The sequence below is a fragment of the Streptomyces sp. NPDC029169 genome, from assembly GCF_055563935.1.
Genome location: NZ_JBVHXA010000008.1, coordinates 62,974 through 89,055, shown reverse-complemented (window position 1 = coordinate 89,055; position 26,082 = coordinate 62,974). Strand labels below are relative to the sequence as shown.

Below are 26,082 nucleotides of genomic sequence, written 5' to 3'. Positions count from 1 at the left end.
CTGACACCGGTGCCGTACTGCTGCTCAAGGTGCTACATCTCCTCGCTGACGTACCTGCGGAGCCAGGTCCGGAAGTCCGGGCCCAGGTCTTCACGTTCGCACGCCAGTCTGACAATGGCACGCAGATAGTCCCCGCGGTCGCCGGTGTCATAGCGCCGGCCCTTGAAGACCACGCCGTGGACCGGGCCGCCGATCTTTTCGTCCTTGGCGAGTTTCTGCAGGGCGTCGGTCAGCTGGATCTCGCCGCCGCGGCCCGGCTCGGTCTCCCGCAGTATCCCGAAGATGGCCGGATCCAGGACGTAGCGGCCGATGATCGCGTAGTTGCTGGGCGCCTCGTCCGCGTCCGGCTTCTCGATCAGATCCGTCACCTTCACGACGTCGGAGTCGATCGTCTCGTCGACCGCCGCGCAGCCGTACTGGTGGATCTGCGCGGGGTCGACCTCCATGAGCGCGATCACGCTGCCGCCCTCGCGCTCCTGGATGTCCACCATCCGGGAGAGCAGCGGGTCGCGCGGGTCGATCAGGTCGTCGCCGAGCAGCACGGCGAAGGGCTGTTCTCCTACGTGCGGGGCCGCGCAGAGCACGGCGTGGCCGAGGCCGCGCGGGGCGCCCTGGCGCACGTAGTGCATGGTGGCGAGGTCGCTGGGCTCCTGCACCTTGGAGAGGCGCTCCTCGTCGCCCTTGCGGGCCAGCGCCTCCTCCAGCTCGTAGTTCCGGTCGAAGTGGTCCTCCAGGGGCCGCTTGTTCCGACCGGTGATCATGAGGACGTCGGAGAGTCCGGCCGCGACGGCCTCCTCGACGACGTACTGGATCGCGGGCTTGTCGACGACCGGCAGCATTTCCTTCGGCGTGGCCTTGGTGGCCGGGAGGAAGCGCGTGCCGAGACCGGCGGCCGGGATGACAGCCTTGCTGATCCTGGGAGGCGACTGAGTCATGCGGAGCACCATAGCCGTTCGGTATGAGAGGAAGATGGGGCTGCGATTAACTTCCTGTGCATAAAGACAGTTACGAGAGGTTCGTGAACCCGCGTGATGAGCCCATGATGGCCGATATAGCCGACATGTCCGACAAGGCCGCTCTGCGCCGCCGCCTCCTCGCGGCCCGCGCCCAGCTGACCAGCCATGATGTCGAATCCGCCGGCGAGCTCCTCGCCCGGGGTGCGCGGGAGCTGGCCGAGCTCGCCGCGCTGACCGAGGCGTCGACCGTCGCCGCCTATGTGTCCGTGGGCCGCGAGCCGGGCACGCGCGCGTTGCTGGACGTTCTGCGCGCGCGGGGCGTCCGCGTCCTGCTGCCGGTGCTGCTGCCCGACAACGACCTCGACTGGGCCGCGTACGAGGGCGCGGAGCACCTGGCGAAGGCCGGCCGGGGCCTCCTGGAGCCGACCGGGCCGCGGCTCGGCCCCGAGGCCGTGTGCGCGGCGGACGTGGTCCTGCTGCCGGGTCTCGCGGTCGACGAGCGCGGGATGCGGCTCGGACGGGGCGGCGGCTCGTACGACCGCGTGCTCGCCCGGCTCGCGCGGGCAGGCGCGGACCCGGCGCTCGTGGTGCTCCTGTACGCGAACGAGGTGGTCGGCCGGGTCCCGGAGGAACCGCACGACCACCCCGTGCACGCGGTGGTGACCCCGGAGGGGGTCAGGCACTTCAAGCCTTAGGGCTTGAGAACCAGCGTGTCCTTCGTCGAGGCGTCGACCGCAGCCTTGCCGAAGGACCAGTCGAGCAGCTCGCCCTTGGCCCACTTGTCGGTCTGGTCGGTGTAGTGCGCGTGGTACGCGTGCCCCGAGGCGCCCGTAAGGTTGATCCAGCGGGACCGGTCCCAGTCGCCGACGTTCACGACCATCCGCATCGACGGGACCCAGATGACGCCGTAGCCGCCGGCCGCGTTCCAGCCGGTCGCGTTCACGGCCGCCTCGCCGCCGCCCAGGTTCCACGGGCCGCGGTTCAGCACGGACTGGACGAAGCCCGGTCCGGCGGTGCCGAGGGTCTGGTTCGTCAGGGTCAGCTGGTGCAGCCGGCCCCAGCTCCAGGTGGAGACGTCCTTGCCGAGCTTGGCGGTCAGCTCCCAGCGGGCGTCCTCCATGGCACGGGCGAGCAGCTGGTCACGGTTCTCGGTGGCCTGGTCGGTGCGGTTGGCCTCGGTCTTCCACCACTCGCTGTTCTCCTGCTTGAGGAGCGGGCGGACCACCTCGTACCAGCGGTCGCCGCCGTCCGGCTGCGCCGAGTCCGCGTCGCGCTCGCCGCACTCCCGTACGCGCTTGTTCTGCTCGTCGACCGGGAGGCCGGTGAGGTCCGCCGGGCGGACGCTGATGCAGTCGCCCTCGGCCCGCAGCTCCTTGGGCAGCTTGTCGCCGAAGGCGAGCTTGAGGACGTTGCGCCAGACCGCGTTGAAGTACGCGGCGGCGGCCGAGTCGGGCTCCTGGGTGTAGTCCCAGCCCTCGAGGAGCTTCTGCGCCTCGCGGACGTACCGGTCGGAGATGTCGATCTTCAGCAGGAGCGGGTTGAGCAGGGTCGCGATCTCGCTGCGGTTGTCCATCTGCATGGTCCGCATGTCGTCCGGCGAGATCTTCCCGCCGTCCTTGGTCTTCGACTCGATGAGGTCGTTGATCCGCTGGCTGCGAGAACCGTATCCCCAGTCCTCCGTAAGGAGGTGGGGGTACTTCTTCGCGTCGACGACGGCCTGGTTGGCGGTGACGATGTAGCCGCGCTCGGGGTCCAGCTCGTACGGCAGCTCGTCGTACGGGACGTAGCCCTTCCACTTGTACGAGGAGTCCCAGCCCGGCGCCGGTACGGTGCCGTCGCCCTTGGTGCGGACCGGGATCTTCCCCGGCGCCTGGTAGCCGATGTGCTCGGCGTCGGCGTAGATCAGGTTCTGCGAGGGGACCTCGAAGTCCTTGGCCGCGGCGCGGAACTCCTTGAAGTCCTGGGCGCGGTTGAGCTTGAAGATCGCGTCCATGGACCTGCCGGGCTGCAGGGCGGTCCACTGGAGGGAGACGGCGTAGCCGGTGCCGCGGTCCGGGGCGGCGTTGCCGACGGGGGCCTTCTGGCCGACCTTCTCCAGCTCGGTGGAGCGGTCGGAGACCAGGGGGCCGTGCCCGGTCGAGCGGATCGTGATCTTCCGGCTGCCGCCGCCGGCGACCTTGATGGTCTCCTCGCGGGTGGTGAACGGCTTGACCTTGCCGTCCACGACGTAGCCCGCGTCCGAGACCTTCTCCAGGTACAGGTCGGTGACGTCGGCGCCGAGGTTGGTGAGGCCCCAGGCGATGGTGTCGTTGTGGCCGATTATCACGCCCGGCGTGCCGGAGAAGGTGTAGCCGGCGACGTCGTAGCGGCAGGTCGCGGAGACGGAGCGGCAGTGCAGGCCCATCTGGTACCAGAGGGACGGCAGCATCGGGGCGAGGTGCGGGTCGTTGGCGAGCAGCGGCTTGCCGGAGGTCGTGTACTTCCCGGAGACGACCCACGAGTTCGAGCCGATGCCGTTGCCGTTGGGGCCGAGCAGCGCGGGGATCTCGTCGAGCGCGTCGGAGAGCGACCCGAGCTGGGACTGCATGCCCTCCAGGGCGCCGTTGGGGCTGGTGCCGGTGGAGTCGCCGTTCTTCCCCGCCTTGGCGTCCGGGTCGAACTTCCCTGTCGCCTTGTCGACCGCGCCGCTCTGCATGATCGGCTGGTGCAGTTCGTACGGGTACCCCGGGTAGAGGTCCTTGATCTGCCGCGCGCTCAGCCGGCTCGTCATCAGGGAGCGGTCGATCTCGTCCTGCATGTTGCCGCGCAGGTCCCAGGCCATCGCCTTGAGCCAGGCCACCGAGTCGACGGGCGTCCAGGGCTCGATCTCGTAGTCGCCCGTGAAGGCGAGCGCCGCGTACTCGACGGAGACGTCGGCGGCGTCCCGGCCCTTGAGATAGGCGTTGACGCCCTCCGCGTAGGCCTGGAGGTTCTTCTTCGTCTCCGCGGACAGAACCTTGTCGTACTCCTGCTGTGCGACCTGGCGCCAGCCCAGCGTGCGCAGGAACGCGTCGGTGCCGACCTGGTCCTTGCCGAACATCTCGGAGAGGCGGCCCGCCGTCATGTGACGGCGCACGTCCATCTCGTAGAAGCGGTCCTGCGCCTGGACGAAGCCCTGCGCGCGGAACAGGTCGGCCTCGGTGTCGGCGTAGATCTGCGGCACCCCGTAGGCGTCGCGCTTGACCTCGACCTCCCCGGAGAGGCTGTCGAGCCGGAGCTCGCCCGTCGTCTGCGGGAACGAGGCACGGACGGCGCTGACGCCCCAGTACCCGCCGTAGCCGACGCCCGCGACCAGTGCGAGGACCAGCACGAGGACGATCAGGCGGGCGCGTCGCCCCTTCTTCTTGGCGTGGGGCGCGGTCGTGTTGGAGGGCATCGCTGTCCTTCGAGGGGCAGGGTGGTCCTGGAGTACGGGAGCAACCTTAGGCGCAGCGTCCGGACGGCCCGGACGCGGTGTCACCAAGGAGGCCGCCCAAGGCCGCACTGGTGATCGACACTGGTGATCCAGGGGAGCCAAGCGGAACACGGAGGACGGCGCAAGGACCGCGTCAAGGAAACGTTAAAGATTAGGTAAGGTAACGAAGTACTGGCCGCTGGAGGAACGATCCGGCTGCGCGCGAGGGGAAGGATCGGCCACTGACTGTCCACCAGCTCAATGAACTCCTGCTCATCTGCTCGCTCGTGCTGCTCATCGCCGTCGCGGCGGTGCGGATCTCGTCCCGGAGCGGGCTCCCCAGCCTGCTCCTGTACCTCGGTATCGGGATCGCGATAGGGCAGGACGGGATCGGCGGTGTCGCCTTCGACAATGCCGAGCTGACCCAGGTGATCGGCTATGCCGCACTGGTGGTGATCCTGGCCGAGGGTGGCCTGGGCACCAAGTGGAAGGAGATCAAACCCGCGTTGCCCGCGGCGGTCGTGCTGTCGACCGTCGGCGTCGCGGTGAGCGTGGGCATCACGGCCGCGGCCGCCCACTACCTGGTCGGCCTGGACTGGCGCCAGGCGCTGATCATCGGCGCGGTCGTCTCCTCGACGGACGCCGCCGCCGTCTTCTCCGTCCTGCGCAAGGTGCCGCTGCCCGCGCGGGTGACCGGTGTCCTGGAGGCCGAGTCCGGCTTCAACGACGCCCCGGTCGTCATCCTCGTCGTCGCCTTCTCCGCCGCCGGTCCGGTCGACTCCTGGTACGTCCTGGTCGGCACGATCTTCCTGGAGCTGGCCATCGGCGCCGCCATCGGCCTCGGCGTCGGCTTCCTCGGCGCCTTCGGGCTCCGGCGCGTCGCCCTGCCCGCCTCCGGCCTCTACCCGATCGCCGTCATGGCCATCGCGGTGGTCGCGTACGCGGCGGGCGCCCTGGCCCACGGCTCCGGCTTCCTCGCCGTCTATCTGGCCGCGATGGTCCTCGGCAACGCGAAACTGCCGCACGCCCCCGCCAACCGCGGCTTCGCCGAAGGGCTCGGCTGGATCGCCCAGATCGGCATGTTCGTCCTGCTCGGCCTGCTGGTGACCCCGTCCAAGCTGGGCGAGGACTTCTGGTCCGCGGTGGTCATCGGCCTGGCCCTGACGATGGTGGCGCGGCCCGTGGAGGTCCTGGTCAGCCTGCTGCCGTTCCGTATCCCCTGGCAGGAACAGGCCCTGATGTCCTGGGCCGGCCTGCGCGGAGCCGTCCCCATCATTCTCGCCACGATCCCGATGGTCTCCGGGATCGAGGGCAGCGAGCGGGTCTTCAACATCGTCTTCGTACTCGTCGTGGTCTACACGCTCGTCCAGGGACCGACACTGCCCTGGCTGGCGAGGGCGCTGAAGCTGGGCGACCGCGCCGAGGCCGCCGACCTGGGCGTCGAGTCGGCCCCGCTGGAGCGGCTGCGCGGCCATCTGCTGTCCGTCGCCATCCCGGAGGGCTCGAAGATGCACGGCGTGGAGGTCGCGGAGCTGCGCCTCCCGGCCGGAGCGGCGGTCACCCTCGTCGTACGGGAGGAGAAGAGCTTCGTGCCCTCGCCGTCGACGGTGCTGCGGTACAACGACGAGCTGCTCGTCGTCGCCACGGATCCGGTGCGGGACGCCACCGAGCGGCGACTGCGGGCCGTCGGGCAGGGCGGAAAGCTGGCCGGATGGCTGGGGACGGGCGGCGCGACGGCCGTGTCCGAGCACAGGGCGCACCTGCATTGGCCCCATCTGCCGGGCAGCGGGAAGCGAACGTCCGGTTAATCACAGGCATAGATTCCGAAGGAAGGGCCTTTTCCCAGGCGAGGAGACCTCCTTCCCTGTACCATGAAGGCACACTTGATCGAACCAACTCTGCCTGACGCAGAGCTGGCGCGACCGTATGGCGGCCGTGACGCCCTCCGCAATGGGGCCCGGTATCTACCGCAGTTCCGCGCATGAGGACAGCTCTCGGCGGCGCCCGCACCACCGTGCAGGGGCGCGCTACCAGGCGGCAGAAAGGCAAGGACCGTGGTGTCCACGGTCACTTCTGACACGCTTGAGACGGCCGTCACGTCCGGTGATGCGCCTGAGGACAAGACCGGCAAGGCCGGCAAGGCCCGTAAGCGTGCCGGATACGGACAGCTCCTGCGTACCCCCGGAGCGCTGTCCTTCCTGCTCCCCGGCTTCGCCGCACGGCAGCCGTTCGCGATGCTGACGATCGGCATCGTCCTGCTCGTCCAGCACACCACCGGCTCGTATGGCAGCGCCGGCGCCGTCGCCGCCGCCACCGGCGTCTCGATGGCGCTGTTCGCCCCGCAGAGCGGCAAGCTCGCCGACCGCCTCGGCCAGCGCGCCGTCCTGGTCCCCGGCGTGCTCATCCACTCCGCCGCCGTCTCCCTCCTCGTCGTGCTCGCGCTGGCCGGCGCCCCGATGTGGGCGCTGTTCCTCGCCGCCGTACCGGCCGGTGCCTCCGTCCCGCAGATCGGTCCGATGGTCCGCGCCCGCTGGGCGGCGAAGCTGGAGAACTCCCCGCTGATGCCGACGGCCGCGGCCTTCGAGTCCGTCACGGACGAGTTCACCTTCGTCGTCGGCCCGGTCCTCGCCACCGCGCTCTGCACCGGCGTGCACCCGGCGGCCGGCCTGGTCGCCGAGGCGGCGCTGACCCTCTTCGGCGGCCTGTTCTTCGCCGCCCAGCGGCGCACCCAGCCCGCCCACGGGCTTGTCGCGGCGGCCTCCGCCGAGTCGCGCGTCTCCGCGCTGTCCATCCCCGGCGTCCGCGTCCTGGTCGTCGCCTTCCTGGGCATCGGCTCGGTCTTCGGCGGCATGCAGGTCTCGCTGACCGCGTTCAGCGAGGAGATCGGCAACCCCGGCGCCAACGGTCTGCTGTACGGGATCTTCGCCGCGGGCAACATGCTCGCGGGCATCGCGTGCGGGGCCATCGCCTGGAAGATCGGCCCGCGCAAGCGCCTGATCCTGGGGTACGCCGGTCTGACCGCGGCGGCCTCGCTGCTCTGGTCCGCGCACTCCGTGCTGCTGCTCGGCGCGCTCGGCCTGGTCGTGGGCCTGTGCATCGCCCCGGCCCTGATCACCGGCTACACCATCGTCGAGACGCTGGTCCCGGCCTCCGCCCGCACCGAGGCGTTCACCTGGCTGACCGGCGCCGTGGCGCTGGGGCAGGCGGCGGCCGTGACGGTCGCAGGACGCCTCGCGGACGAGCACGGCGCGAGCACCGGATTCCTGGTGCCGCTGGTGGGCACGGCCCTCGCGCTGGCCACGCTTCTCGCGCTGCGCTCGCGACTGGCACCCCGGGCCCCGGGGCGGGTCGCGGCACGTGGTATCGGTCACCGAGTGCCGGTGACGGTGGACTGATCCCGCGGAATACGTCACTATGGATCGTCGTTAGCACTCGATGAGTGTGAGTGCCAGGAGGAAGACAAGTGCCGACCTACCAGTACCAGTGCACCGAGTGCGGCGAGGGCCTCGAGGCGGTGCAGAAGTTCACCGATGACGCGCTGACCGAGTGCCCGAGCTGCAAGGGACGCCTGAAGAAGGTGTTCTCGGCGGTCGGCATCGTCTTCAAGGGTTCCGGCTTCTACCGGAACGACAGCCGCGGCTCGTCGAGCTCCAGCTCGCCCTCGTCGTCGTCGAAGTCCTCCACGACTTCTTCGTCGTCGTCCACCTCCTCGGACGCGAAGCCGGCCGCTTCGGCGAGCTCGTCCTCTTCGTCCTCGACGTCGAGCGCGTCGACCTCGTCGAGCTCCTCCAGCTCGGCCGCCTGATCCGGGTTCCGGATCCGAGTTCTTACGGAAGCCCTACCGCTGTGCGCGGTGGGGCTTCCGGCGTTTCGCGGGCCGTTAATCTGACCGCTATGGCGACCAAGGCGTACGCGGACTACGCGGACATCGGTGTGATCGGCGGTTCGGGGTTCTACTCCTTCCTGGAGGACGTGACGGAGGTGCCCGTGGACACCCCGTACGGCAGCCCCAGCGACAGGCTCTTCCTCGGCGAGGTGGCGGGGCGGCGGGTCGCGTTCCTGCCGCGGCACGGCCGGACCCACACCGTGCCCCCGCACCGGATCAACTACCGCGCCAACCTGTGGGCGCTGCGCTCGGTGGGCGTACGGCAGGTGCTCGGTCCGTGCGCGGTGGGCGGCCTGCGGGAGGAGTACGGGCCCGGGACCCTCGTCGTGCCGGACCAGCTGGTCGACCGTACGAAGACGCGGGCGCAGACGTACTTCGACGGGGAGCCGCTGCCGGAGGCCTGGGGCGGGGCGGTGCCGAACGTCGTGCACACCACCTTCGCCGACCCGTACTGCCCGGACGGGCGGCGCGTGGCGCTCAAGGCGGCCCGGGGGAAGGGCTGGGAGCCGGTGGACGGCGGCACGATGGTCGTCGTCGAGGGGCCGCGCTTCTCGACCCGCGCGGAGTCCCGCTGGCACGCGGCGGCCGGCTGGTCGGTCGTCGGCATGACCGGGCATCCCGAGGCGGTCCTCGCCCGCGAACTGGGCCTCTGCTACACCTCGCTCGCGCTGGTCACGGACCTGGACGCGGGCGCGGAGACCGGCGAGGGGGTCTCGCACACCGAGGTCCTGCGGGTGTTCGGCGAGAACGTGGGGCGGCTGCGGGAGGTGCTCTTCGACGCGGTGGGCGCGCTGCCGGACACGGCGGACCGGGACTGCCTGTGCACGCACGCCCACGATGGTTGGGACCTGGGGATCGACCTGCCGTGAATGCCCTGGCGTGAATGCCCTGGCGTGAATCCCTCTGAGGAGTGAGGGAGTTGTCCACAGGGGGCGGGTGATCCACAGGCGGGAGCGGGATTCTCGCGGAGCCGGGATGGTGAGAGCGGTTCTCCGGACGGCCGGAGGACAGTACGGCTCGCATCCGGCTCGACTCCTGACAGGTGGTGCACGTCATGACGACGACCTCATCCACTCCCTTCCTTCTGGACCACTCCCCCGTTCCGGCGCCGTGCGGTGTCCCACCGTTCGAACCGCTTCGGGTACGGGGCGGGCGGCAGCGGCTGCGACGGGCGCTGCGGCGTCGGCGGCGGGCTCCGGCGGCGATCCTCGCGATGAGCGCGGCGGCGCTGGCGATGGCGGGCGGGGGCGAGGTCTCCGCGGGCCCGCCGCCACCCAAGGCGGTGCAGGAGCAGGCGGCCGGCCAGCGCCGGGCGCCCATGGTGCGGCTGGTGTCGGCGCCGGTACGGATCGCCGACGCGGCGACCGTGCGGCTGCTGCGGCCGGGTGACCGGGTGGATGTGATCGCCGCGCCCCACTCCCCGTTGGGCGGGGGCGGTGAGGCGCGCGTGGTCGCCACGGGCGCCCGGGTGGCCGAGGTTCCGCGCACGGGTGAGACCCGTTCGGACGGCGGGGCGTTGATCGTCCTCTCCGTTCCACGGTCGACGGCGACAGCTCTGGCGGGTGCGGGTGTCACGTCCCAACTGGCGGTGACGCTGTGCTGATTCGCACGGACTGCCTGTCAAGTAACCGTTCCGTGTGTACGGATTGGACGGCTCTGCGCTGTTCGCGGCGTAATGGCTCCGCTAACCGCACACGCGAAGAAAGGCACCCGGGTGAGCCCGAAGAAGGAAAGCGTGATGGCAGGCTTCAAAGCCTTCCTCATGCGCGGCAACGTGATCGACCTGGCGGTGGCGGTCGTCATCGGCGCCGCGTTCACCAACATCGTGAACTCCGTGGTGAAGGGCATCATCAACCCGGTGGTCGGCGCCTTCGGCACGAAGGACCTGGAGAGCTACAAGAGCTGCATCAAGGACCCGTGCCGGGTGGTGAACGGGGAGATGCAGGGCATCGAGCTCCAGTGGGGTCTGGTGCTCAGCGCCGTCCTCAGCTTCCTGATCACGGCGGCGGTCGTGTACTTCCTGATGGTGCTGCCCATGGCGAAGTACCTGGCCAAGCGGGCCGCCCACGACAAGGCGAAGGAAGGCGTCCAGGAGATCATGGAGGTCAGCGAGCTGGAGGTCCTCAAGGAGATCCGCGACCACCTGGTCGCTCAGCGGGGCCCGAGCTCCGGCGCCGGCGCGGGGACGACCGCCTCCTGAGGCCGTGGTGCCGGCGGCCCGGGGTGGGGCCGCCGGCACCGGGCGCACTACAGCAGTCCGGCGGCCCAGGTCAGCAGTTTCTCGTAGATCTCGGGGCGGTCCTCCTCGATGACGGGGTACCCGACGCCGAAGTCGCCGTTGACCCAACGGGCTTGGATGCCCGGGTTGGCGCTGTCCGTTCCGTCGTGCAGGAAGACGTGCGGGCTACAGTTGACCCGGCCGTCCCTGGCCGACTCGTACTGGGCCATGATCGCCGAGCGGGCCGTGCCGCTGTCGAAGGCCTCGGCGAGCGCCACCACGTCGACCGCGCCCGTCTCCTCGGCCACCTCGAGGATCACATGGCGCTGGGAGATGCACCGGCCCTGCGCCCAGAAGGCGCGGCGCAGAGCCCGGTCGAGCTGTTCACTGGCGTGCAGGCTCTGGGACTTGGCCGCCTGCACCGCCTCCAGGGCCGGAAGAGTGGTCACGGGATAGGTCCAGTCCGGTCCCTGCCACAGCCGCCATCCGGCCTCCGGCTCCACGGCGCCGAGGACCGAGATCTCCGAGTCCACCCCGGGGCGGGCATTGACCTCCCGGTTGAACAGCTCCAGGGGGAACGCCCGGAAGTCGAACCAGACGCGGCCCTCGAGGCCCAGTCGCCGCCGGGTCTCGTGCAGCCGGTGCACGGCGACGTGTGCGAAGGAGCAGTTGAGGTCGGTGTAGACGGCGATCGTGTCGGGTGCGGCGGGCAGCCGGGGGTCCGTCGTTCGGTCGGTCATGGTGCCTCCTCGACACGGATCAGGCCCCACCAGCCCTCACTGACGCCCCAGTGGAGGTTGCCGGTGCGATACACATGGTCTCCGGGATGCTGAGCGCGGAAGCGCACCGTCCGGGTGCTGCCGGAGGCCAGCGCCCCGATGGTCGACACGTACCAGCCGAGGCCGGTCTCGGAGGCGTCCCACACCTGGCCGTGCACGGTGAAGCCCTGATTGCGCATCCGGTGCGAGGCGACGGCCAGATGGACGGCCACCTGGTCGCCGGCGCGGCAGGTGAGCAGTGGCGTCGGCGGCGCCGGGTCGGACAGCACCGGGTCCAGGGGGTGCAGAGCGGCCGACTTGTAGTTGTACGCCTTCTGGCCCGCGTCGTCGGGGCTGTCCGAGAACAGGTCCGTCACTGGCTGGGTGAGGTCCCCGTCGTGGTACAGCCGCAGGCCGTCCTGGGTGAGCAGGACGAGCTCCCGCACCGGTTCGGCGTCCGGGCGGCGGACGACGGCCCGCTCGCCGGTCCACCGTTCCCGGCCGGTGTCCGGGTCGTACGGGGTGGCGTCCGCCTCCTCCACCACCAGCACCCCGGCCAGGCCCCGGCGCGGGTGGGAGATCACGTCCGCGTGGGAGCGCAGCAGCACCACACCGGGCTCGGCCGCGTACCAGCGATAGGTGCGGGAGGCCCCGGGCTTGACCGTGGTGTCCGCGTTGCGGCCGACATGGGCACCGTCGTCGGTGCGCACGTCGAAGTCGAGCAGGCTGGGGTGCAGCGAGACACGGCCGGAGACGATCCGCGCTCCCGAGTCCGCCTCGTTCATCAGCCGCGGGTCCAGAGGGCTGGCGGGCGGCGGCCCGTCCAGCTCGTTGATGAGGGTGACCTCCACCCACTCGCCGGCCCGGCAGCGAAGGACCAGCGGGCCGTCCTCGGGGCCGCCGTCTCCGTCGGCGGTGAAGACGAGACCGTACGGGTCGGTGCGCAGCGGGCTGTACGCGACGACCTGGGCCCGGGCGCGCACGGTGTGCCGGCGGACCCGGCGGCGGCCGGGCCGGTGCGGGGCGTCCGCCGTCCGCCCGGGCAACGGCGGCAGGTCGGCCTGCGGGCGGTCGTGCAGGCGCAGCAGCCCCCAGCAGCCCAGCCACAGGTCGTTGCCCGCGCTGAACGACCACAGATGGTCACCGGGTCCGAGGGTGGGTGCCAGGGCGAGTTCGGCCACGTTGGAGATGCCGAGGGTCTGCTGGTTGCGCCAGGCGGTGTCCTCGCGGCCGGCCCACTCGCGCCAGCGGGCACCGGAGACGGTGAAGCTGTGCTGGAGGTCGTGGGAGCCCTGCAGGACGTGCAGGCGCAGGTCCTCACCGGGATATCCGCGCAGCAGCGGCGTGCCGGGGTCGCCGTGAACGGCACTGGAGAACCAGTGGGCCGGGTCCCCGCCGCGCTCGGACAGCGGCTCGCTGCGGTAGTTCACGCCCATGGAGCCCTGGTCGTCGGGGGCTCCGGGGTGCGGGGGCGGGTTGATCGGTCCGCCGTGGTCGTGGGGGCCGTGCTTGACCATGGGCACGAAGTCGCCGATGGCCAGGACCATCTCGCGGTGCGACCGGCCGTCGGCGGTCTTGATCACGGCCTGGGCGCCGCGCCGCAGTTCCTGTGTGGGGTCCTCGGGCGAGACCCAGACGGCACCCTCGGGTTCGGCCATCAGCGCGCCGAACAGGCCATGCCGCTGCCTGTAGTTGGCGAGCAGGTGGTCGTGGAAGAGGACGGTTCCGAAGGCCTCGTCCACGTACCAGCGGTAGGTCCAGGAGTTGTACTGCTCTTCGGCCTCGGCGCCCTGGTCGGCGGTGGTGGTCGCGGACAGGTAGTTCCAGCCCACGGCGGAGCCGTCGGAGATCAGCGGGTCGTACTTGACCAGGTGGGTGTGGAGTCCGCACTCGGGCTGGAAGGGCAGCTTCGGGTCGAAGGCGGATTCCTTCTGGGGTCCTGTCGGCAGGGAGTTGGTCAGGGTGAGTTCGAGCACCTCGCCCTTGTTGGCCCGGATGACCAGCGGTTCCAGGGTCCGCTCGCCCTTGGCCAGTCGGCGCTTGAACTCCTCCAGGCCACCTGCCTCCTCGATCTCCTCGGCGAGGACGTAGAAGTGGGCGTTGTGGTCGTGCCAGGTCGCGGCGTGCTCGGCGGCCGGGTCGCCGTGGTAGTGCAGGGTGCCGTTGGTGACGACCAGGTGGTAGCGGCGGACAGGCGCGTCCGGTGGGGCGATCTTGGTGAACGCCTCGCCGGGCTGCGGGTCCTCGACAAACGCGGCGGCCTCCAGCGGCGTGGGCTCGCGGCCCATGCCCGGCGGCTGCAGCGGGGTCCGCGGCGGCCGGGGGTTCTTCTGCGGGAAGCTCGCCGACTGGGCGAGGAAGCCGGGGAAGCCCGGACGCTCGGGCGTCGGTACCGGCGGGGCCTCGCGGTGCGGCAGCGGGACGAGGGAGCGGATGGGCCGGCCGTCGGGGTAGCTTCCCGAGCCGTCCTGGAGGGTGTCGAAGATGCGGAAGAGGCCCCACATGCCCATGTGGAAGTGGACGTACATGTGGCAGTGCCAGATGGAGTCGCCGACCGCGCCCTGCTTCGAGCCGAGCCCGCCGATCAGTTCGAGGGTCATGGCCTCCTGCGGGCCGATGCTGACGGAGTCGACGATCGGGGCGTTCTCGTCCTCCGGCCGCAGCCGCCACTGGTGCAGATGGGTGTGGAAGACATGGGTGTCGCGCATGCCGCCGTGGACGAGCCGGATGACCGTGGGGTCCCCGGAGTAGCCGCGCAGGACGGGGGTGGAGGGGTCGCCGAACAGCCAGGAGCTGTGGTGCACTTCCTCCCCGATCACCGCGTCGCGCACCGGGTCGATCCGGCCCTCGTCGAGGAGCTGCTGGTAGCGGTACATCCGCCATTCCATCGGCTCGATGCGGTGGTTGACCGGGAGCATCGCCATGTTGGTCGGCGTCAGGTCGTCGACGGTGTCCGAGGTGCCCGGTACGGCTGCCGGGGAGCCGGTGGCGGAGGGCCGGTAGATCCCGGCAGCCGCGGTGGCGGCCGCGTGGCCCCCGCCGTGCCCGTGGCCGGGCATCGGCGGCGGGACCGCCGGGTTGTCGTTGCTCGGGTACTCCATCATGAAGACCACGAACTCGCGGAAGCTGCGGTCGGGCAGATGGACGTCCGCGTACAGACCGGTGGCCAGCGGCTGTCCGGTCTCCGGGTCGGTCCAGGTGGCCTCGGGAGCCTCGACCACAACCGCGCCGACCATGCCGTGGCTCTGGGAGCCCTCTCCGCGGGCGTCGGACATGTCCCCGAAGTGGAAGACACCCTCGTGCTCGGGGACCCACTCGTACACGCGGGTGCCGCCGGGCGGCACGCTGCTGTCCGGGTTGGCGCCCGCCGCGAGACCGTCCATGGTGCGGACGTCGTACCGGACGCCCTGGACGGTGATGCCGGCGGGCCGTGCGAGCTCGTTGGTCAGCCGGACCCGCAGCCGCTCGCCGCGCCGGACCCGCAGGACCAGCGGGCGGGCCAGCGGATGCGGGCCGGGCACAAGCTCGGGCTGCTCCAGATAGCTGGGGAAGGGCGTCGGCCAGCTCGCCGCGACCTCCCTCAGCTCGGGAGCGTCGGAGGCCAGGACATACAGGGCTCCGTTGCGGTCGTGGTCGCCGAACTCGTTGTAGGCGATGGGCACCTGGAGGGCGACGACGTCGTACGTCCGTACCGGCCGCCCGTACCCGTGGCGCTCGGCCGTCGACTCTGCGCTGCTCATGTTCTGCGGTACTCCCCCGTACTCGAATGTGGTCAGTCGGCAGCGGGCCCGGTGCTGTGGGCGAACCGGTCCACCACCCGGGAGCCGGAGAGGACCTGCCCCTCCCAGCTGTAGGTCTGGCCGAAGGGGCTGCCGTCACGGCCGCCCGTGCGGCCGAAGGTCAGCGCGATCCGGTCGCCGCGCCGGACCCGCACGGGACGCTCGACCGGCAGGTAGCAGTGCTTCCAGCTGTCGGACGTGGTGCGGCTCTCGATGTCGTCCCCGGAGATGTCCAGGGACACGGTGTCCGAGAGCTGGGCGGCGAAGTAGCCCTTGAAGCCGGTGAACACGCCGTCCCGCTGCACCGTGTACACCAGCGGCACCCGGTACGAGGTCTCCGTCGCGCCCTCCGTCGACAGCGGCGCGTAGCGCCGGACCAGCCGGGGCGAGGCGAGGTGGCCGGAGACCGGCAGGACGACGTCGTAGTAGAGGGAGAAGGGGTTCTTCGCGCCGCGGGCGGCGAGCAGCGCCGCGAACCGCTCCGGGCCGCCCGCGTCCTGCGGCCCCGGGCCGGTCAGCTGCGCGTGGGCGGATTCGGCGGACACCGGTATCAGGAAGCTGTCCACCAGGCGGGGCAGCATGGTGCCGCCGGGCTTCAGGAAGCGGTCCCGGGCGTCGTCGAGGATCGCGGAGAAGTTCTCGTTGTCGGCGAGGTTCCCCATGATCTCGGAGATCACGATGTCGACCCGCTCGGGCAGCTCCAGGTCGAAGGAGAGTCCGGCGAGTGGGTGGAAGCGGTCGGCGAAGCCGGCTTCGGCGAGCCGCTCGGCCGCGGTGTCCAGCACGTCCTCGTTGAGGTCGATCCCGTAGACCCGGGCCGCCCCTGCCTCCAGGGCCCAGCGGGCCAGGATGCCGGTGCCGGTGCCGAGGTCCAGCACGGTGTCCCCGGGCCGTACGGCCTCTGTGATCGCGGTCCTGAAGGCCGTCATCCGCAGCTCGTCCCCGAGCATCAGCTCGTGGAACTCCTCACCCCATTCGAGCAGCTGCTCGGAGGCAGGGAGCCAGACCTGTTCCGACGCGTAGTAGCCGGGCCAGACCCCCGCCCGGTACACGGTCAGTGGCGCGTCGCTGGGACCGCCGACCGGACGGCCGGTGGCCAGATCGAAGCTGCTGTGGTGCAGGGGGCAGCTGATGCGCAGGGTCCTGGCGTTGACGTAGCCATGCACAAGGCGGCCCTTGCGGTGCGGACACGTGGCGTCGACCACGAACTCCTGGCCGGCCACGCGGACGCGCAGCCGGTCGCCGGGGAGTTCCTGCAGGGCGGGCTCGGTGGTGGGCTCGTGGCCGGTCATGCTTCCGCCCGGCCGGTGAGTTCCCTGGCCCGGGCCACGGCCGCGTCGAAAGCGCCGCCGATCAGCCCGGAGAGCAGCCGGGCGCCGGTCCACAGCCGGGTGGGATCGAGTCCGTACGCCGTCTCGTACTCCTTGATGGCCAGCTGCATCTCCTGCATGTGGAAGGTGTCGATGTGCAGATGCTCGGTGTAGTAGCGGCCGTGCCGGATGCCGAGCCGCTCGCAGGCCCGCGCCTGATGGGTGAAGGCATCCGGTATGGAGGCCTCCAGATACGCCAGGGCGCCCAGGAAGTACTCGACGTGCGGGGCGCGCTGGGTGAGCCAGTAGAAGACGTTCAGGAACTCGTACGTCTCGTCGCCGGTGGTGCCCAGGAAATCCTCGGGCTCCTGCGGCAGGCCCAGTTCGGCGAGGAGCAGACGGTAGAGCTGGGAGTGCGCCTGCTGGAGGTTGCCGCAGCCGAACTCGTCGATGAGGACCCGCATCACGGCCATCTGGGACTTGATCGGGAGCCGCGGAACGGCGGGGAAGAAGTTCTGCGCCTCGGTCAGTCCGTCGAGGGCGAACTCCCGGACGACCAGCGCGAACTCCTGCCGGGTCGCGTGCTCCGCGAGGTACTCGCCGGAGGGACTGGCGGCCCTTTCCTCCGCGAGGAGGGCGTCGAGCAGGCGCTGCCAGGCGGCCCGGTCGGGAACCCGATCACCGGTGGCGTCCAGGGAGTCCACGAGGGGAACGATCCAGTCCCTTTCGATCTCCTCGACCCGGGCGAGGAGTCGGGAGTCGAGGACGCTCCGGTTGTGCCGGAACAGCTCCCGGTGGACCGATTCCGTACCGGAGTCCGGGCCTGCCTCCCGGCCGTGGCCGATGGGCGCGGGTATGCCGGTCGTCCGTGCGGTGTCTGTCGCGAGGTTCATCCGCCCGCCTCTTCGGTTTCCACGGTCCTGTCGGTCTCCAGCACGCCACCGCGGTGCAGCGCGGTCTTGATCCAGCGGTACCAGTCGTCCTTCTCCAGGCCGTAGCGCTCGCAGGCGTCCGCGAGCCGGGCCGCCGGGTCTTCGAGCCGGCCGGCGAACAGGTCGGCGCACAGGGCCGGTTCGACGTTGGCGAGCGCCACCACGTACCCGTCGACGGGCCCGGACTCGAGGAGCAGGTGCTCGAGCCCGGCGAAGACGCGCGCCCCGGGCCGGGCCTCGATCAGCCGCCGGGTGAAGGCGGCGCTGCCCGAGGAGTCCTTGACGCCCACGACCGAGGGCAGGGCGCAGATCCGCATCAGCGTGTCGAAGTCGGCCGCGTTTCCGGCGACCTCCGTGCCGTGGTAGGCGACGACCGGAAGGCCGGAGCGTTCACCGAGTTCCGCGAAGTGGTGGTAGATCTCGTCCTGGGTGACGCCGGCGCCGTACGGGGTGGTGGCGACAAGCCCCTGGGCGCCGAGGTCCGCAGCCACCCGGGCCCGTTCGAGGACCTGCTCCGTGGTGGGCCGCAGGACGCCCGCGAGGACGGGCAGTTCACCGGCGTGCTTGACGGTGGCGCCGAGCATGTCCTCCCACTGGCGGTCCGTCAGCCACCGGCCCTCTCCGGTGCTGAGGTTCGGCAGCAGCGCATCGGCATGGGGCCGGACGGTGTCGAGCAGCCGGGCGACTCCGCGCTCGGAGACCCCGTAGGTCTCCGAGAAGGGCGTCACCAGGGCCGCGATCACTCCCTGGTACATCTCAGGCTCCCTCGGGTAAGAGTTGGTCCAGGGGTAGGCGCAGGGCGAGCGATACGCGGTAGAGCCGCTCCAGCGACTCGGGGAAGGAGGGCTCAAGCACGCCCGCGGGCCAGGTGGCCACAGCGAGGACCGGATGTCCCGCGAAGGCGGCCGAGCGGGGGCCGACGGTGTGCAGCACCCCCTTGCGGTTGGTCACCATGCCGAGCAGCAGGCGGTCGATGAACGGCAGCTGCCGGGGTGTCGCGGAGTCGGACAGTGCCAGGCGGACGTCGGCCCGGTCGTATCCCTGCCGGCTGATGTCCATGACCGTGTGCAGGTGGTCCATGAACGGGTAGTAGAGGTCCTGGAGCTCCCGGGAGTAGCCCCAGATCACGTCGTCGCAGCGGCCCACCTGCTCCAGGCTCATCACGACGCGCGTGTCGAGCCGTTCCACGAAGAACGCCTTGCTGGCGATGCGCAGGGACTCGTCGTCGCTGTGCATGCCGAGGAACAGGGCCGCGTCGATGAACGTGTCCCGGCCCTCGGTGCCGGGGCCGGCGCCGGCCTCGATGCCCGCCTCGGCGCCCATGTCGTCAGCGGGCATAGCGGTCCAGCACCTCCCGGAGCCGCTTCATGGCGCCGGCGAACATCTCCGGCTCGCGCGCCAGGGCCAGCCGGATGAAGGGCTCGCCGCGGCCCGGCTGGCTCCAGTAGAAGTACCGGCCCGGCAGGATGTACACGCCCTCGGCCCGCAGCTCCCGCTGGAGTCCGGTCGCGGTCAGCTCGGGGTGCTGGATCCTCGCCCAGGCCACGCTCGTCTTGGCGACCGGCTCCTGGTACTCGAGGATCGTGCCCTGCAGTGCTTCCTTCACCGCGGCGCGGTTGACGTCGAGGACGTCGCGGACCGAGGCCAGACCGTCCGCCTCGGAGTTCTCCACGTACTGGGTCAGCATGTTGAGCACGAACGGGGAGACGTTCAGCAGCACGCTGGTGTGGAGGTTGAAGATGTCCTCCTTGATGTCGTCACTCGCCGTGAGCATCGCGGCCTTGGCGTCCTGCACCGGCCAGGTCTTGCCGGTGTCCTCGATCGCCAGGTAGCGCACCCCGGACTCCTCGAGCAGTTCGTATACGTCGAACCGGGCGAGCTGGGGGTCGTACAGCGTGAAGGAGGCGAAGCAGAAGTCGATGACCAGCAGCTTGTCGTGGTCCTTGCAGAACCGGACGACCTCCTCGAGGCCCTTGCGTCCGAACTGCATGAGGCTGAACCCGGTCGGGTTGTTGGGGTCGACCAGGAAGAGGGCGTCCGTGCGGACCTGGCGCTTGAGTTCGGTGTATATCCGGTCGACGTCGTGCAGTGCCGACTCCTCGATGGGATAGAGCGGCACCCCCATGTTCGACAGGACGTCGTGCAGGTTGTCGAAGCACGGCTCGACCAGCGTCACGGCCATGCGCTGCCGCTTGAGGTACATCGCCACGACCATGGTGGAGATGGAGGCGGCGTACGACAGCAGGGTCTTGTTCTTCTCCAGCGCGGTGGGCTGGCGATGGAGGCGGAAGAACGCCTCGATGAAGCGCTGTTCGTAGGTGGCCTGGAGCCCATCCTCGGCCTCGTACCAGAGCTCGGGAAGCCGGGCGACGATCTCGTGCTGGGCCACTGACTGGCGCTGGTGCGTGTGAGCGTCGGCGAGGTTGAACTCGGTGAGCAGAGCCTGGATCTCGTGCTGGGTGAGATCCAGCAGATGCTGGTTGCCAAGGGTGGTGCCGGCGTGCGCGGTCATGGTTCCTCCATGCGTACGGCGTACGGGTGGTGAACGCGTGCGGGCGTGAACCGTGGCGCCATGCGCCACGGATCTCATGGGTCGGAGGACTGCTGTCGCGTGCCGCGGCCCCGGGGCTCGCGGAGACCGTCGCCGAGGACGGTGGGGGCCGCTCCTACAGGAGGAGGCCGAGACGCACTTCGTCGACTGCCACTGCGACTGTGGCTGCGACGCGGTACCGGAAACGTGTTCCAAACATGTTTCTCCCCCGTAAGCGGACTGCGGTCCGATTGGGGGCGACTCTGCCACACCCGGAGGCGGCGGTACAAGCGGTCCACGAGACGTAATACACCGTCATATACCGGGCGCATGGCTGGTGCCTGGCCGTACACTGCTCGGACCCCGCCCCGCCCCCACCGGGATCCCCACGGAGAGAGACACACGAGGCCCCACGTGCAGGACGTGCCTGCGGAGCCATGCCCCGGCACCCTTCCCGAGGCCGCTCCCGAGCGGTCGGACGCCGCGCGCAACCGACTGCGCATCCTGGCCGCGGCGCGGGCGCTGTTCGACCACCACGGCGTGGAGAGCGTGTCCATGGACGCCATCGCGGCGGAGGCCGGCGTGGGCAAGGGAACGCTGTTCCGCCGGTTCGGCAGCAAGGCGGGGCTCGCGGCCGCCCTGCTGGACACGCAGGACAGCCGGCTCCAGGAGCGCATCCTGTTCGGCCCGCCCCCGTTGGGGCCCGACGCCCCGGCGGGCGAGCGCATCCTGGCGTTCTTCGACGCTTATCTGGACCTGCTGGGCAGCAACCTGGAGCTGCTCAGGCTCTCCGAGACGGCGGCTCCGGGGGTCCGTTACCGGATCGGCTCGTACACCTTCTGGCGTATCCATCTGGCCCTGCTGCTGCGTGAAGCCTGTCCTGAAGTCGACGCAGACTGCACGGCCCATCTGCTGCTCGCGCCGTTGGACTCCGACCTTCACCACGCCCTACGGGAGGGCGAGTTCGACCATGAACGAGTGCGCACCGCGCTGCTCACAATGGTGAAACGAGTCATCGGAGCGGCGGGCGACTGAACGAGGCAAGGCGAAGGCGCCCCGGCGCCGTGCACTGCGTCGGGGCCCCTCACCAGGGCGGATCAGCTCTCCCTGATCGCCTCGAGTTCCAGGGACAGCTCGATCTCCTTGGAGACGACGAGGCCGCCGGAGTCCAGGACCATGTTCCAGGTCAGGCCCCAGTCCTCGCGATTGACCTTGCCGTGGGCGGAGAAGACCGTACGGTCGTTGCCCCACGGGTCGCGCGCGTAGCCGAGGTAGTCCACCTCCAGGGAGACCGGGCGGGTGACGTCCTTGATGGTCAGGTCGCCGGTGAGCGTGCCGCGCTTGCCGTCCCAGGTCACCGAGGTGGAGACGAAGGTGGCCTTCGGGTACTTCTCCACGTCGAAGAAGTCCGCCGAGCGCAGGTGCTCATCGCGTGCGGAGTCACCGCTGTCCACGCTGGCCACGTCGATGACGGCGGTGACCTTGCTGTCCTCCGGCCGCTCGCCGATGACCACGGTGGCGTCCACGCCGGTGAAGCGGCCGCGGACCTTGGTCAGCATGAAGTGACGGCCGACGAAGCCGACCTCGGCGTGACCGGGGTCTATCTTCCACGGGCCGGCGGCGGGTAGCTCCACGCCGGCGACCGTACGCGTCGGTGCAGTGGTCATGTCCGTGCTCCCCCTGAGTCAGGCACCGGACTCGGTCGGCAGACCGGCCTCGACCCAGTCGTCCTTGCCCTCGAAGTACTCGTAGACATTGGTGTATCCCAGCTCCACCAGGCGATCGGCGGCGATGCCGGAGTTCGGGCAGGGGCCGTTCGCGCAGTAGACGGCGATCTCCGCCTCCTTGTTCGGAAGCAGGCTCGGGGCCAGCGCGTCCACCTGGTCGTGCGGCAGGTTGAGCGCCCCGGGCAGGTGCTTGTCGTTGTAGTACGAGGCCGCGAGCGCCTCGACCACCGTGATCAGGCTTTCGTCGATCTTCTTCTTCAGCTCGTCACGCGTGATTCGCTGGGCCATGTGCTGCGCCTCCCTGGTACGGAATGAATAGTCCGTGCGTCTGCACACACCTTAATAGTCTGTGCGTGCGCACACAAGCTATACTTTTCGACGTGAGCGAAGGTGAGTACGGAGTCGAGGCGTGGCGGGCCATGCTGCTTGCCCACAACGCGGCCGTGCGTGCCATCGAAAGCGATGTGCAGCGCAGCGGCCGCATCCCGCTGACCTGGTACGACGTGCTGCTTGAGCTACGGGGTGCGGGCGAGCCGGGGCTGCGCATGCAGGAGGTCGCCGAGCGGGTGGTCCTCAGCCGGACCAGGGTGAGCCGGCTGGTGGACGAGATGGCGCGGTCCGGCCTGGTGAGCAAGCAGCCCGATCTCACGGACAAGCGCGTCACCTGGGCCGTGATCACCGACGAGGGCCTGGCGGCGCTGCGCGAGACCGCGCCGGTCTACATGCGCGGTATCTGGGAGCACTTCGGCCGGCATCTGACGAACGAAGAGGCCGCCGTGATCACGGCGGCCCTCCTGCGTGTCGCCCATGCCGGCGACGACATCCGTCTGACCTGACGCGGACGCCAGGTCAGAGGTGATGCGGCGGCTTCTCGTCCAGGAAGCGCGCCAGATCGGCGGCGCTGTCACTGCCGCCGGGAGGCCGCTCGCCCCACCCGCGGTCCGTATCGTCCGCGGACTGCTGGTCCAGTGGATCGTCGAAGATCAGCTTCGGCTTTGTGGTGTTCTTCGTGGTGTTCTCGGGGTTGGGCTGGCTGCCGGGCTGCTTCGCGTCTCGCGGACCGTGGGCGGGGGCGGTGCTCATACCTCCAGGGTACGCCGGTCATTCGGCCGTGAACCCTCGTGATCCGCGGTCTTGTCGGCGGTCTGCGGGTAGCGCTCGTGGAACCGAAAACGGCGCGGGCCCCGGCGAGACGGCCCGAGGTCGGGGAAGGGCTAGCGGGCACCGCTCCCAGGCCCACGGCCTGGACGACCCTGAACGGGCATCCCGTGGGTTGTGGGCGGACGGGCGTGCCGTGGCGCACGCGCCTCACCCCGCTCTGGTGTCCTGGGGCGCATGACGCAACCGTTCCTGCCGCTCACCGCGCGCTCCCGCGCCGAGACGCACCGCGCCGCCACACCCCTGGAGCTGTTCTTCGACCTCTGCTTCGTCGTCGCCGTCGCCCAGGCCGGCGCCGAGCTCGTGCACGCCGTCGCCGAGGCCCACGCCGCCGACGGCATCGGCCACTACGCGATGGTCTTCTTCGCGATCTGGTGGGCCTGGATGAACTTCACCTGGTTCGCCTCCGCGTACGACAACGACGACGCCCTCTACCGCGTTGTCACGCTCATCCAGATCGCCGGTGTCCTGATCCTCGCCGCCGGCGTCTCCCGCGCCTTCGAGAACGACTGGCTCGTCGTCGTGCTCGGTTACGTCGTCATGCGACTCGCCCTCGCCTTCCAGTGGCTGCGCGCCGCCCACCACGCGTCCGACCCCGCCGAGCGCACGATGTGCCGCCGGTACGCGGGTGGGGTCCTCCTCTGCCAGGTCGGCTGGACGGCCCTGCTCTACGCCCCCGAGTCCGCGCGCCCCTGGATCTTCCTCGTGATGGTCGTCGCCGAGATGGCGGTCCCGGTGTACGCGGAGAAGGACGTCACGACCCAGTGGCACCCGCACCACATCGCCGAGCGCTACGGCCTGTTCACGATCATCGTCCTCGGCGAGACGATCGCTGCGGCGACCGTCGCCGTGAAGACCGGGGTCACGGAGTTCGACGCGCTCGGCGAGGTGCTCCCGATCGCCGCCGGCGGACTGCTGATCGTCTACGCCGCCTGGTGGATCTACTTCGTCGTGCCCGCCCACGACCGTCTCGTCTCCAACCGGCAGGGCTTCCTCTGGGGCTACGGCCACTACCTGATCTACGCCTCGGCCGCCGCCATCGGCGCCGGTATCGAGATCGCCGTCGAGCAGGCCGTGGGCAAGGCCCACATCTCCACGCTCGCCGCCTCCTCCGCCGTGACGATCCCCGCCGCGCTCTTCCTGTTCTGCGTGTGGCTGCTGCACGCCCGCTACTTCAAGGTCGGCATCGCGCAGCAGCTCGTCCTGCCCGTCTCGTCGCTGGCGATCCTGATGTGCACGTTCGCCGGCCACTGGGCGGTCCTGGCGGCCGGTCTCGTCGCGGCGGCGACCGTGGCGACCGGGGTGACGCTGACCGCCCGCAACCCGGCGACACGACCGCACACGCCGAACGAGCGTGGTACGCAGGGACCATGACGAAGCATGACGCGATCACGGACGTGACCGGGCTGCGGGTCGGGCACGCGCGCGTGGCCGGACCGGGGGCCCTGAGCGGGACCACCGTCGTCCTCGCCCCGGAGGGCGGGGTCGTGGCGGCGGTGGACGTGCGGGGCGGCGGTCCCGGTACGCGGGAGACCGACGCGCTGGACCCCCGTAACGTCGTCCAGCGGATCGAGGCGGTGGTCCTGACGGGCGGCAGCGCGTACGGGCTGGAATCGGCGGCCGGGGTGATGGCCTGGCTGGAGGAGCGGGGGCGAGGGGTACGGGTCGGGCCCGGGCCCTCGCACGTGGTCCCGGTGGTCCCCGCCGCCTGCGTCTTCGACCTGGGCCGCGGCGGCGACTTCGCCGCCCGCCCGAACGCGGCCACGGGGCGGGCCGCAGTGGAGGCCGCCGCGGCGACGGAGCTCCACGCGCGCGTGGAGACGGGCGCGGTCGGCGCGGGCACCGGGGCCGTGGTCGGCGGGCTCAAGGGCGGCGTCGGCACGGCGAGCACGGTCCTGGAGTCGGGGATCACGGTCGGCGCCCTGGTCGTCGTCAACGCGGTCGGATCGGCGGTCGATCCGGAGACGGGCGCCCTGTACGGGGAGTACTTCCAGGGCCGCCCCGCGTACCCGGAACCGGCCGTCCACGAGGCCGCGCAGCAGCGCCTCGCCGAGGCGCGGGCCACGAGCAGCCCGCCGCCCCTGAACACGACCCTCGCGGTCGTCGCGACCGACGCCGTCCTGACCCGCGCGCAGGCGCAGAAGTTCGCGGGCACGGCGCACGACGGCATCGCGCGCGCCGTCCGCCCGGTGCATCTCCTCAACGACGGGGACACCGTCTTCGCCCTCGCGACGGGCGAGCGCGAACTGGCCCCGGAGGCCGCCGGTCCGCTCGCCCTCAACCCGGTCCTGGCAGCGGGCGCGGACACGGTGACCCGGGCGATCGTGCGGGCGGTCCGGGGCATCGCCGAGGGGGTCGCGGGAGCGGGCGGCCACTTCCCCTCGTACCGCGAGCTGTACGGACCCAGTCCGGATGTCGACTCCCCGGCCGACAAGGGGAGTTGACCTGCGAGGCGGACAGCAGCCCGGCAGGCGTGCGGGAACTTCCCGCACGCCCCCTTCGTTTTGCCGAACCCAGGACACGATGTCAGACCCAGGGACTACGTTAAGCAAGCACCAAGTGACATGCGGCGACGGCCTGGAGACCCTCTTGAACGATCCGCAGGATCCTCACGATCCGTACGAGACGACCGAGACGCACGTTGAGCGGCTCCTCGGCCGGGCCCTCAACTCCTTCGACCTGCCCGACAGCACGATCGAGCGCCTGGAGACGGCGTTCGCCCACTCCAGCGCGCTGCACTCCTCGCACCACAGCGCCTCGCTGCACCGCACGACGTACCGCCACACCTATCTGCTGGCCGACGGCACGGCGCTGAGCCTGTGGGAGCTGGTGCACAACTCCGGCCGGGACGGCGCCGAGCAGCACGAGCTGTACGCGGACGAGGCGGACGCCCGGCTCGCCGCCTCCCGGCTGCCGGCCCGCTTCTCCGCGGACTGGGGCGTGGAGCGCTCCGCCGACCTGGACTTCGACGAGGACAACGACCTGGAGCTGCTGAGCGCGCTGCTGTCCCGCCGGATACCCGAGCAGCCCCGGATGTACGTTTCGGACAACTCGCCGGACCACGCCCGCCGGGTGCTACGCCGCGCGGAGAACGCGGACCGGCCGGGCGAGGAGACGGCGCGGCGGCTGCGGGTGGCGTTCGCGCATCACATCACGCAGGCGTTCGGCCGCCAGTGCGCGGTGGAGGGCGGCCGGGACGCCGGTTTCACCCTCTACGAGCACGCGTTCCTGCTGCTCGACGGCACCGAGCTGAGCCTCTGGGAGGTGGAGCACACGGCGACGCCGGACGGCCGCCACATGTGCGAGGTCTACGAGGACGAGCGCACCGCGCGCGAGGCGATGGAGCACCGCGCCCGGGTGCGGTGACGGCCGGTGGCCGGTCAGTCGGTCAGTCG

General features: G+C 70.6%; 24 protein-coding genes. 12 read left to right on the top strand and 12 right to left on the bottom strand.

The window, feature by feature from the left end:
* Positions 1 to 32 precede the first annotated feature (32 nt).
* Positions 33 to 935 (bottom strand): UTP--glucose-1-phosphate uridylyltransferase GalU, encoded by a 903-nt coding sequence (gene galU, locus ACZ4VI_RS17365; RefSeq protein WP_468000060.1) that lies wholly within the window; start codon positions 933 to 935, stop codon positions 33 to 35.
* Positions 936 to 1,042: 107 nt separating this feature from the next.
* On the opposite strand from galU, the gene ACZ4VI_RS17360 reads away from it, so the two are divergent.
* Positions 1,043 to 1,651 carry a 5-formyltetrahydrofolate cyclo-ligase gene (locus ACZ4VI_RS17360; protein ID WP_468000059.1) on the top strand — a complete coding sequence of 203 codons (609 nt, stop codon included), beginning with the start codon at positions 1,043 to 1,045 and terminating at the stop codon, positions 1,649 to 1,651.
* Here the strand turns inward: ACZ4VI_RS17360 and ACZ4VI_RS17355 are convergent.
* Positions 1,648 to 4,371, bottom strand: a complete 2,724-nt coding sequence (locus ACZ4VI_RS17355; RefSeq protein WP_468000058.1) for a penicillin acylase family protein — start codon at positions 4,369 to 4,371, stop codon at positions 1,648 to 1,650. The genes ACZ4VI_RS17360 and ACZ4VI_RS17355 overlap by 4 nt on opposite strands.
* A 260-nt stretch (positions 4,372 to 4,631) precedes the next feature.
* Here ACZ4VI_RS17355 and ACZ4VI_RS17350 point away from each other — a divergent pair, with 260 nt between their 5' ends.
* From ACZ4VI_RS17350 to mscL, 6 genes are all read left to right on the top strand, one after another.
* Positions 4,632 to 6,197 carry a potassium/proton antiporter gene (locus ACZ4VI_RS17350; RefSeq protein ID WP_468000304.1) on the top strand — a complete coding sequence of 522 codons (1,566 nt, stop codon included), beginning with the start codon at positions 4,632 to 4,634 and terminating at the stop codon, positions 6,195 to 6,197.
* A gap of 363 nt (positions 6,198 to 6,560) precedes the next feature.
* Positions 6,561 to 7,784, top strand: coding sequence for an MFS transporter (locus ACZ4VI_RS17345; protein WP_468000302.1), 1,224 nt, complete (start codon positions 6,561 to 6,563; stop codon positions 7,782 to 7,784).
* A 68-nt stretch (positions 7,785 to 7,852) separates the two neighbouring features.
* Positions 7,853 to 8,194, top strand: a complete 342-nt coding sequence (locus tag ACZ4VI_RS17340) for an FmdB family zinc ribbon protein (protein ID WP_468000057.1) — start codon at positions 7,853 to 7,855, stop codon at positions 8,192 to 8,194.
* Between the two features lie 89 nt (positions 8,195 to 8,283).
* Complete coding sequence (locus ACZ4VI_RS17335; RefSeq protein ID WP_468000056.1) at positions 8,284 to 9,144, top strand: S-methyl-5'-thioadenosine phosphorylase; 861 nt, start codon at positions 8,284 to 8,286, stop codon at positions 9,142 to 9,144.
* A 185-nt stretch (positions 9,145 to 9,329) separates the two neighbouring features.
* Positions 9,330 to 9,878, top strand: a complete 549-nt coding sequence (locus ACZ4VI_RS17330; RefSeq protein ID WP_468000055.1) for a hypothetical protein — start codon at positions 9,330 to 9,332, stop codon at positions 9,876 to 9,878.
* A 111-nt stretch (positions 9,879 to 9,989) separates the two neighbouring features.
* The gene (gene mscL, locus ACZ4VI_RS17325) at positions 9,990 to 10,475 is read left to right on the top strand and encodes a large conductance mechanosensitive channel protein MscL (protein ID WP_468000054.1); all 486 of its coding nucleotides are present in this window, start codon (positions 9,990 to 9,992) and stop codon (positions 10,473 to 10,475) included.
* Positions 10,476 to 10,522: 47 nt separating this feature from the next.
* Here the strand turns inward: mscL and ACZ4VI_RS17320 are convergent, their stop codons facing one another.
* Genes ACZ4VI_RS17320 through ACZ4VI_RS17290 form a run of 7 tightly spaced genes read right to left on the bottom strand, consistent with a single transcriptional unit; the run spans position 10,523 to position 19,784 of the window.
* Positions 10,523 to 11,233, bottom strand: coding sequence for a DsbA family oxidoreductase (locus tag ACZ4VI_RS17320; protein ID WP_468000053.1), 711 nt, complete (start codon positions 11,231 to 11,233; stop codon positions 10,523 to 10,525).
* Positions 11,230 to 14,991 (bottom strand): multicopper oxidase domain-containing protein, encoded by a 3,762-nt coding sequence (locus tag ACZ4VI_RS17315; RefSeq protein WP_468000052.1) that lies wholly within the window; start codon positions 14,989 to 14,991, stop codon positions 11,230 to 11,232. Before ACZ4VI_RS17315 ends, ACZ4VI_RS17320 begins: the two co-directional genes overlap by 4 nt.
* A 32-nt stretch (positions 14,992 to 15,023) precedes the next feature.
* Entirely contained in the window at positions 15,024 to 16,322 is a 1,299-nt protein-coding gene (locus ACZ4VI_RS17310; protein WP_468000051.1) for a methyltransferase domain-containing protein, read from the bottom strand.
* Entirely contained in the window at positions 16,319 to 17,233 is a 915-nt protein-coding gene (locus ACZ4VI_RS17305) for an iron-containing redox enzyme family protein (RefSeq protein WP_468000050.1), read from the bottom strand. Before ACZ4VI_RS17305 ends, ACZ4VI_RS17310 begins: the two co-directional genes overlap by 4 nt.
* Positions 17,230 to 18,027, bottom strand: a complete 798-nt coding sequence (locus tag ACZ4VI_RS17300; protein ID WP_468000049.1) for a dihydrodipicolinate synthase family protein — start codon at positions 18,025 to 18,027, stop codon at positions 17,230 to 17,232. Before ACZ4VI_RS17300 ends, ACZ4VI_RS17305 begins: the two co-directional genes overlap by 4 nt.
* A 1-nt stretch (position 18,028) precedes the next feature.
* Positions 18,029 to 18,610, bottom strand: coding sequence for a DUF6190 family protein (locus tag ACZ4VI_RS17295; RefSeq protein ID WP_468000048.1), 582 nt, complete (start codon positions 18,608 to 18,610; stop codon positions 18,029 to 18,031).
* Positions 18,600 to 19,784, bottom strand: a complete 1,185-nt coding sequence (locus tag ACZ4VI_RS17290) for an aminotransferase class I/II-fold pyridoxal phosphate-dependent enzyme (RefSeq protein WP_468000047.1) — start codon at positions 19,782 to 19,784, stop codon at positions 18,600 to 18,602. The genes ACZ4VI_RS17295 and ACZ4VI_RS17290 overlap by 11 nt, the downstream gene beginning before the upstream one ends.
* Before the next feature lie 432 nt (positions 19,785 to 20,216).
* On the opposite strand from ACZ4VI_RS17290, the gene ACZ4VI_RS17285 reads away from it, so the two are divergent.
* Positions 20,217 to 20,837 carry a TetR/AcrR family transcriptional regulator gene (locus ACZ4VI_RS17285; protein WP_468000046.1) on the top strand — a complete coding sequence of 207 codons (621 nt, stop codon included), beginning with the start codon at positions 20,217 to 20,219 and terminating at the stop codon, positions 20,835 to 20,837.
* A 62-nt stretch (positions 20,838 to 20,899) separates the two neighbouring features.
* Here ACZ4VI_RS17285 and ACZ4VI_RS17280 read toward each other — a convergent pair whose 3' ends face one another.
* Positions 20,900 to 21,469: a YceI family protein gene (locus ACZ4VI_RS17280; RefSeq protein ID WP_468000045.1), complete on the bottom strand. Its 570-nt coding sequence runs from the start codon at positions 21,467 to 21,469 to the stop codon at positions 20,900 to 20,902.
* Positions 21,470 to 21,487: 18 nt separating this feature from the next.
* Entirely contained in the window at positions 21,488 to 21,817 is a 330-nt protein-coding gene (locus ACZ4VI_RS17275; RefSeq protein WP_468000044.1) for a rhodanese-like domain-containing protein, read from the bottom strand.
* Positions 21,818 to 21,909: 92 nt separating this feature from the next.
* Here ACZ4VI_RS17275 and ACZ4VI_RS17270 point away from each other — a divergent pair, with 92 nt between their 5' ends.
* Positions 21,910 to 22,365: a MarR family winged helix-turn-helix transcriptional regulator gene (locus ACZ4VI_RS17270; protein WP_468000043.1), complete on the top strand. Its 456-nt coding sequence runs from the start codon at positions 21,910 to 21,912 to the stop codon at positions 22,363 to 22,365.
* Positions 22,366 to 22,378: 13 nt separating this feature from the next.
* Here the strand turns inward: ACZ4VI_RS17270 and ACZ4VI_RS17265 are convergent, their stop codons facing one another.
* Positions 22,379 to 22,612 (bottom strand): hypothetical protein, encoded by a 234-nt coding sequence (locus ACZ4VI_RS17265; protein WP_468000042.1) that lies wholly within the window; start codon positions 22,610 to 22,612, stop codon positions 22,379 to 22,381.
* 252 nt (positions 22,613 to 22,864) lie between these two features.
* Here ACZ4VI_RS17265 and ACZ4VI_RS17260 point away from each other — a divergent pair, with 252 nt between their 5' ends.
* The 3 genes from ACZ4VI_RS17260 (at position 22,865) to ACZ4VI_RS17250 (ending at position 26,053) form a co-directional block, all read left to right on the top strand.
* Entirely contained in the window at positions 22,865 to 24,061 is a 1,197-nt protein-coding gene (locus tag ACZ4VI_RS17260; protein WP_468000041.1) for a low temperature requirement protein A, read from the top strand.
* Complete coding sequence (locus ACZ4VI_RS17255) at positions 24,058 to 25,131, top strand: P1 family peptidase (protein WP_468000040.1); 1,074 nt, start codon at positions 24,058 to 24,060, stop codon at positions 25,129 to 25,131. The genes ACZ4VI_RS17260 and ACZ4VI_RS17255 overlap by 4 nt, the downstream gene beginning before the upstream one ends.
* Positions 25,132 to 25,210: 79 nt before the next feature.
* The gene (locus ACZ4VI_RS17250; RefSeq protein WP_468000039.1) at positions 25,211 to 26,053 is read left to right on the top strand and encodes a DUF6227 family protein; all 843 of its coding nucleotides are present in this window, start codon (positions 25,211 to 25,213) and stop codon (positions 26,051 to 26,053) included.
* Positions 26,054 to 26,082 lie beyond the last annotated feature (29 nt).

What these genes read in the sequence shown, in the direction of transcription:
- galU (WP_468000060.1), bottom strand. Translation starts at nt 935, where the DNA reads ATGACTCAGTCGCCTCCCAGGATCAGCAAGGCTGTCATCCCGGCCGCC.
- ACZ4VI_RS17360 (WP_468000059.1), top strand. Translation starts at nt 1,043, where the DNA reads ATGGCCGATATAGCCGACATGTCCGACAAGGCCGCTCTGCGCCGCCGC.
- ACZ4VI_RS17355 (WP_468000058.1), bottom strand. Translation starts at nt 4,371, where the DNA reads ATGCCCTCCAACACGACCGCGCCCCACGCCAAGAAGAAGGGGCGACGC.
- ACZ4VI_RS17335 (WP_468000056.1), top strand. Translation starts at nt 8,284, where the DNA reads ATGGCGACCAAGGCGTACGCGGACTACGCGGACATCGGTGTGATCGGC.
- ACZ4VI_RS17330 (WP_468000055.1), top strand. Translation starts at nt 9,330, where the DNA reads ATGACGACGACCTCATCCACTCCCTTCCTTCTGGACCACTCCCCCGTT.
- ACZ4VI_RS17320 (WP_468000053.1), bottom strand. Translation starts at nt 11,233, where the DNA reads ATGACCGACCGAACGACGGACCCCCGGCTGCCCGCCGCACCCGACACG.
- ACZ4VI_RS17315 (WP_468000052.1), bottom strand. Translation starts at nt 14,991, where the DNA reads ATGAGCAGCGCAGAGTCGACGGCCGAGCGCCACGGGTACGGGCGGCCG.
- ACZ4VI_RS17310 (WP_468000051.1), bottom strand. Translation starts at nt 16,322, where the DNA reads ATGACCGGCCACGAGCCCACCACCGAGCCCGCCCTGCAGGAACTCCCC.
- ACZ4VI_RS17305 (WP_468000050.1), bottom strand. Translation starts at nt 17,233, where the DNA reads ATGAACCTCGCGACAGACACCGCACGGACGACCGGCATACCCGCGCCC.
- ACZ4VI_RS17300 (WP_468000049.1), bottom strand. Translation starts at nt 18,027, where the DNA reads ATGTACCAGGGAGTGATCGCGGCCCTGGTGACGCCCTTCTCGGAGACC.
- ACZ4VI_RS17295 (WP_468000048.1), bottom strand. Translation starts at nt 18,610, where the DNA reads ATGCCCGCTGACGACATGGGCGCCGAGGCGGGCATCGAGGCCGGCGCC.
- ACZ4VI_RS17290 (WP_468000047.1), bottom strand. Translation starts at nt 19,784, where the DNA reads ATGACCGCGCACGCCGGCACCACCCTTGGCAACCAGCATCTGCTGGAT.
- ACZ4VI_RS17280 (WP_468000045.1), bottom strand. Translation starts at nt 21,469, where the DNA reads ATGACCACTGCACCGACGCGTACGGTCGCCGGCGTGGAGCTACCCGCC.
- ACZ4VI_RS17275 (WP_468000044.1), bottom strand. Translation starts at nt 21,817, where the DNA reads ATGGCCCAGCGAATCACGCGTGACGAGCTGAAGAAGAAGATCGACGAA.
- ACZ4VI_RS17265 (WP_468000042.1), bottom strand. Translation starts at nt 22,612, where the DNA reads ATGAGCACCGCCCCCGCCCACGGTCCGCGAGACGCGAAGCAGCCCGGC.
- ACZ4VI_RS17260 (WP_468000041.1), top strand. Translation starts at nt 22,865, where the DNA reads ATGACGCAACCGTTCCTGCCGCTCACCGCGCGCTCCCGCGCCGAGACG.
- ACZ4VI_RS17255 (WP_468000040.1), top strand. Translation starts at nt 24,058, where the DNA reads ATGACGAAGCATGACGCGATCACGGACGTGACCGGGCTGCGGGTCGGG.
- ACZ4VI_RS17250 (WP_468000039.1), top strand. Translation starts at nt 25,211, where the DNA reads ATGTCAGACCCAGGGACTACGTTAAGCAAGCACCAAGTGACATGCGGC.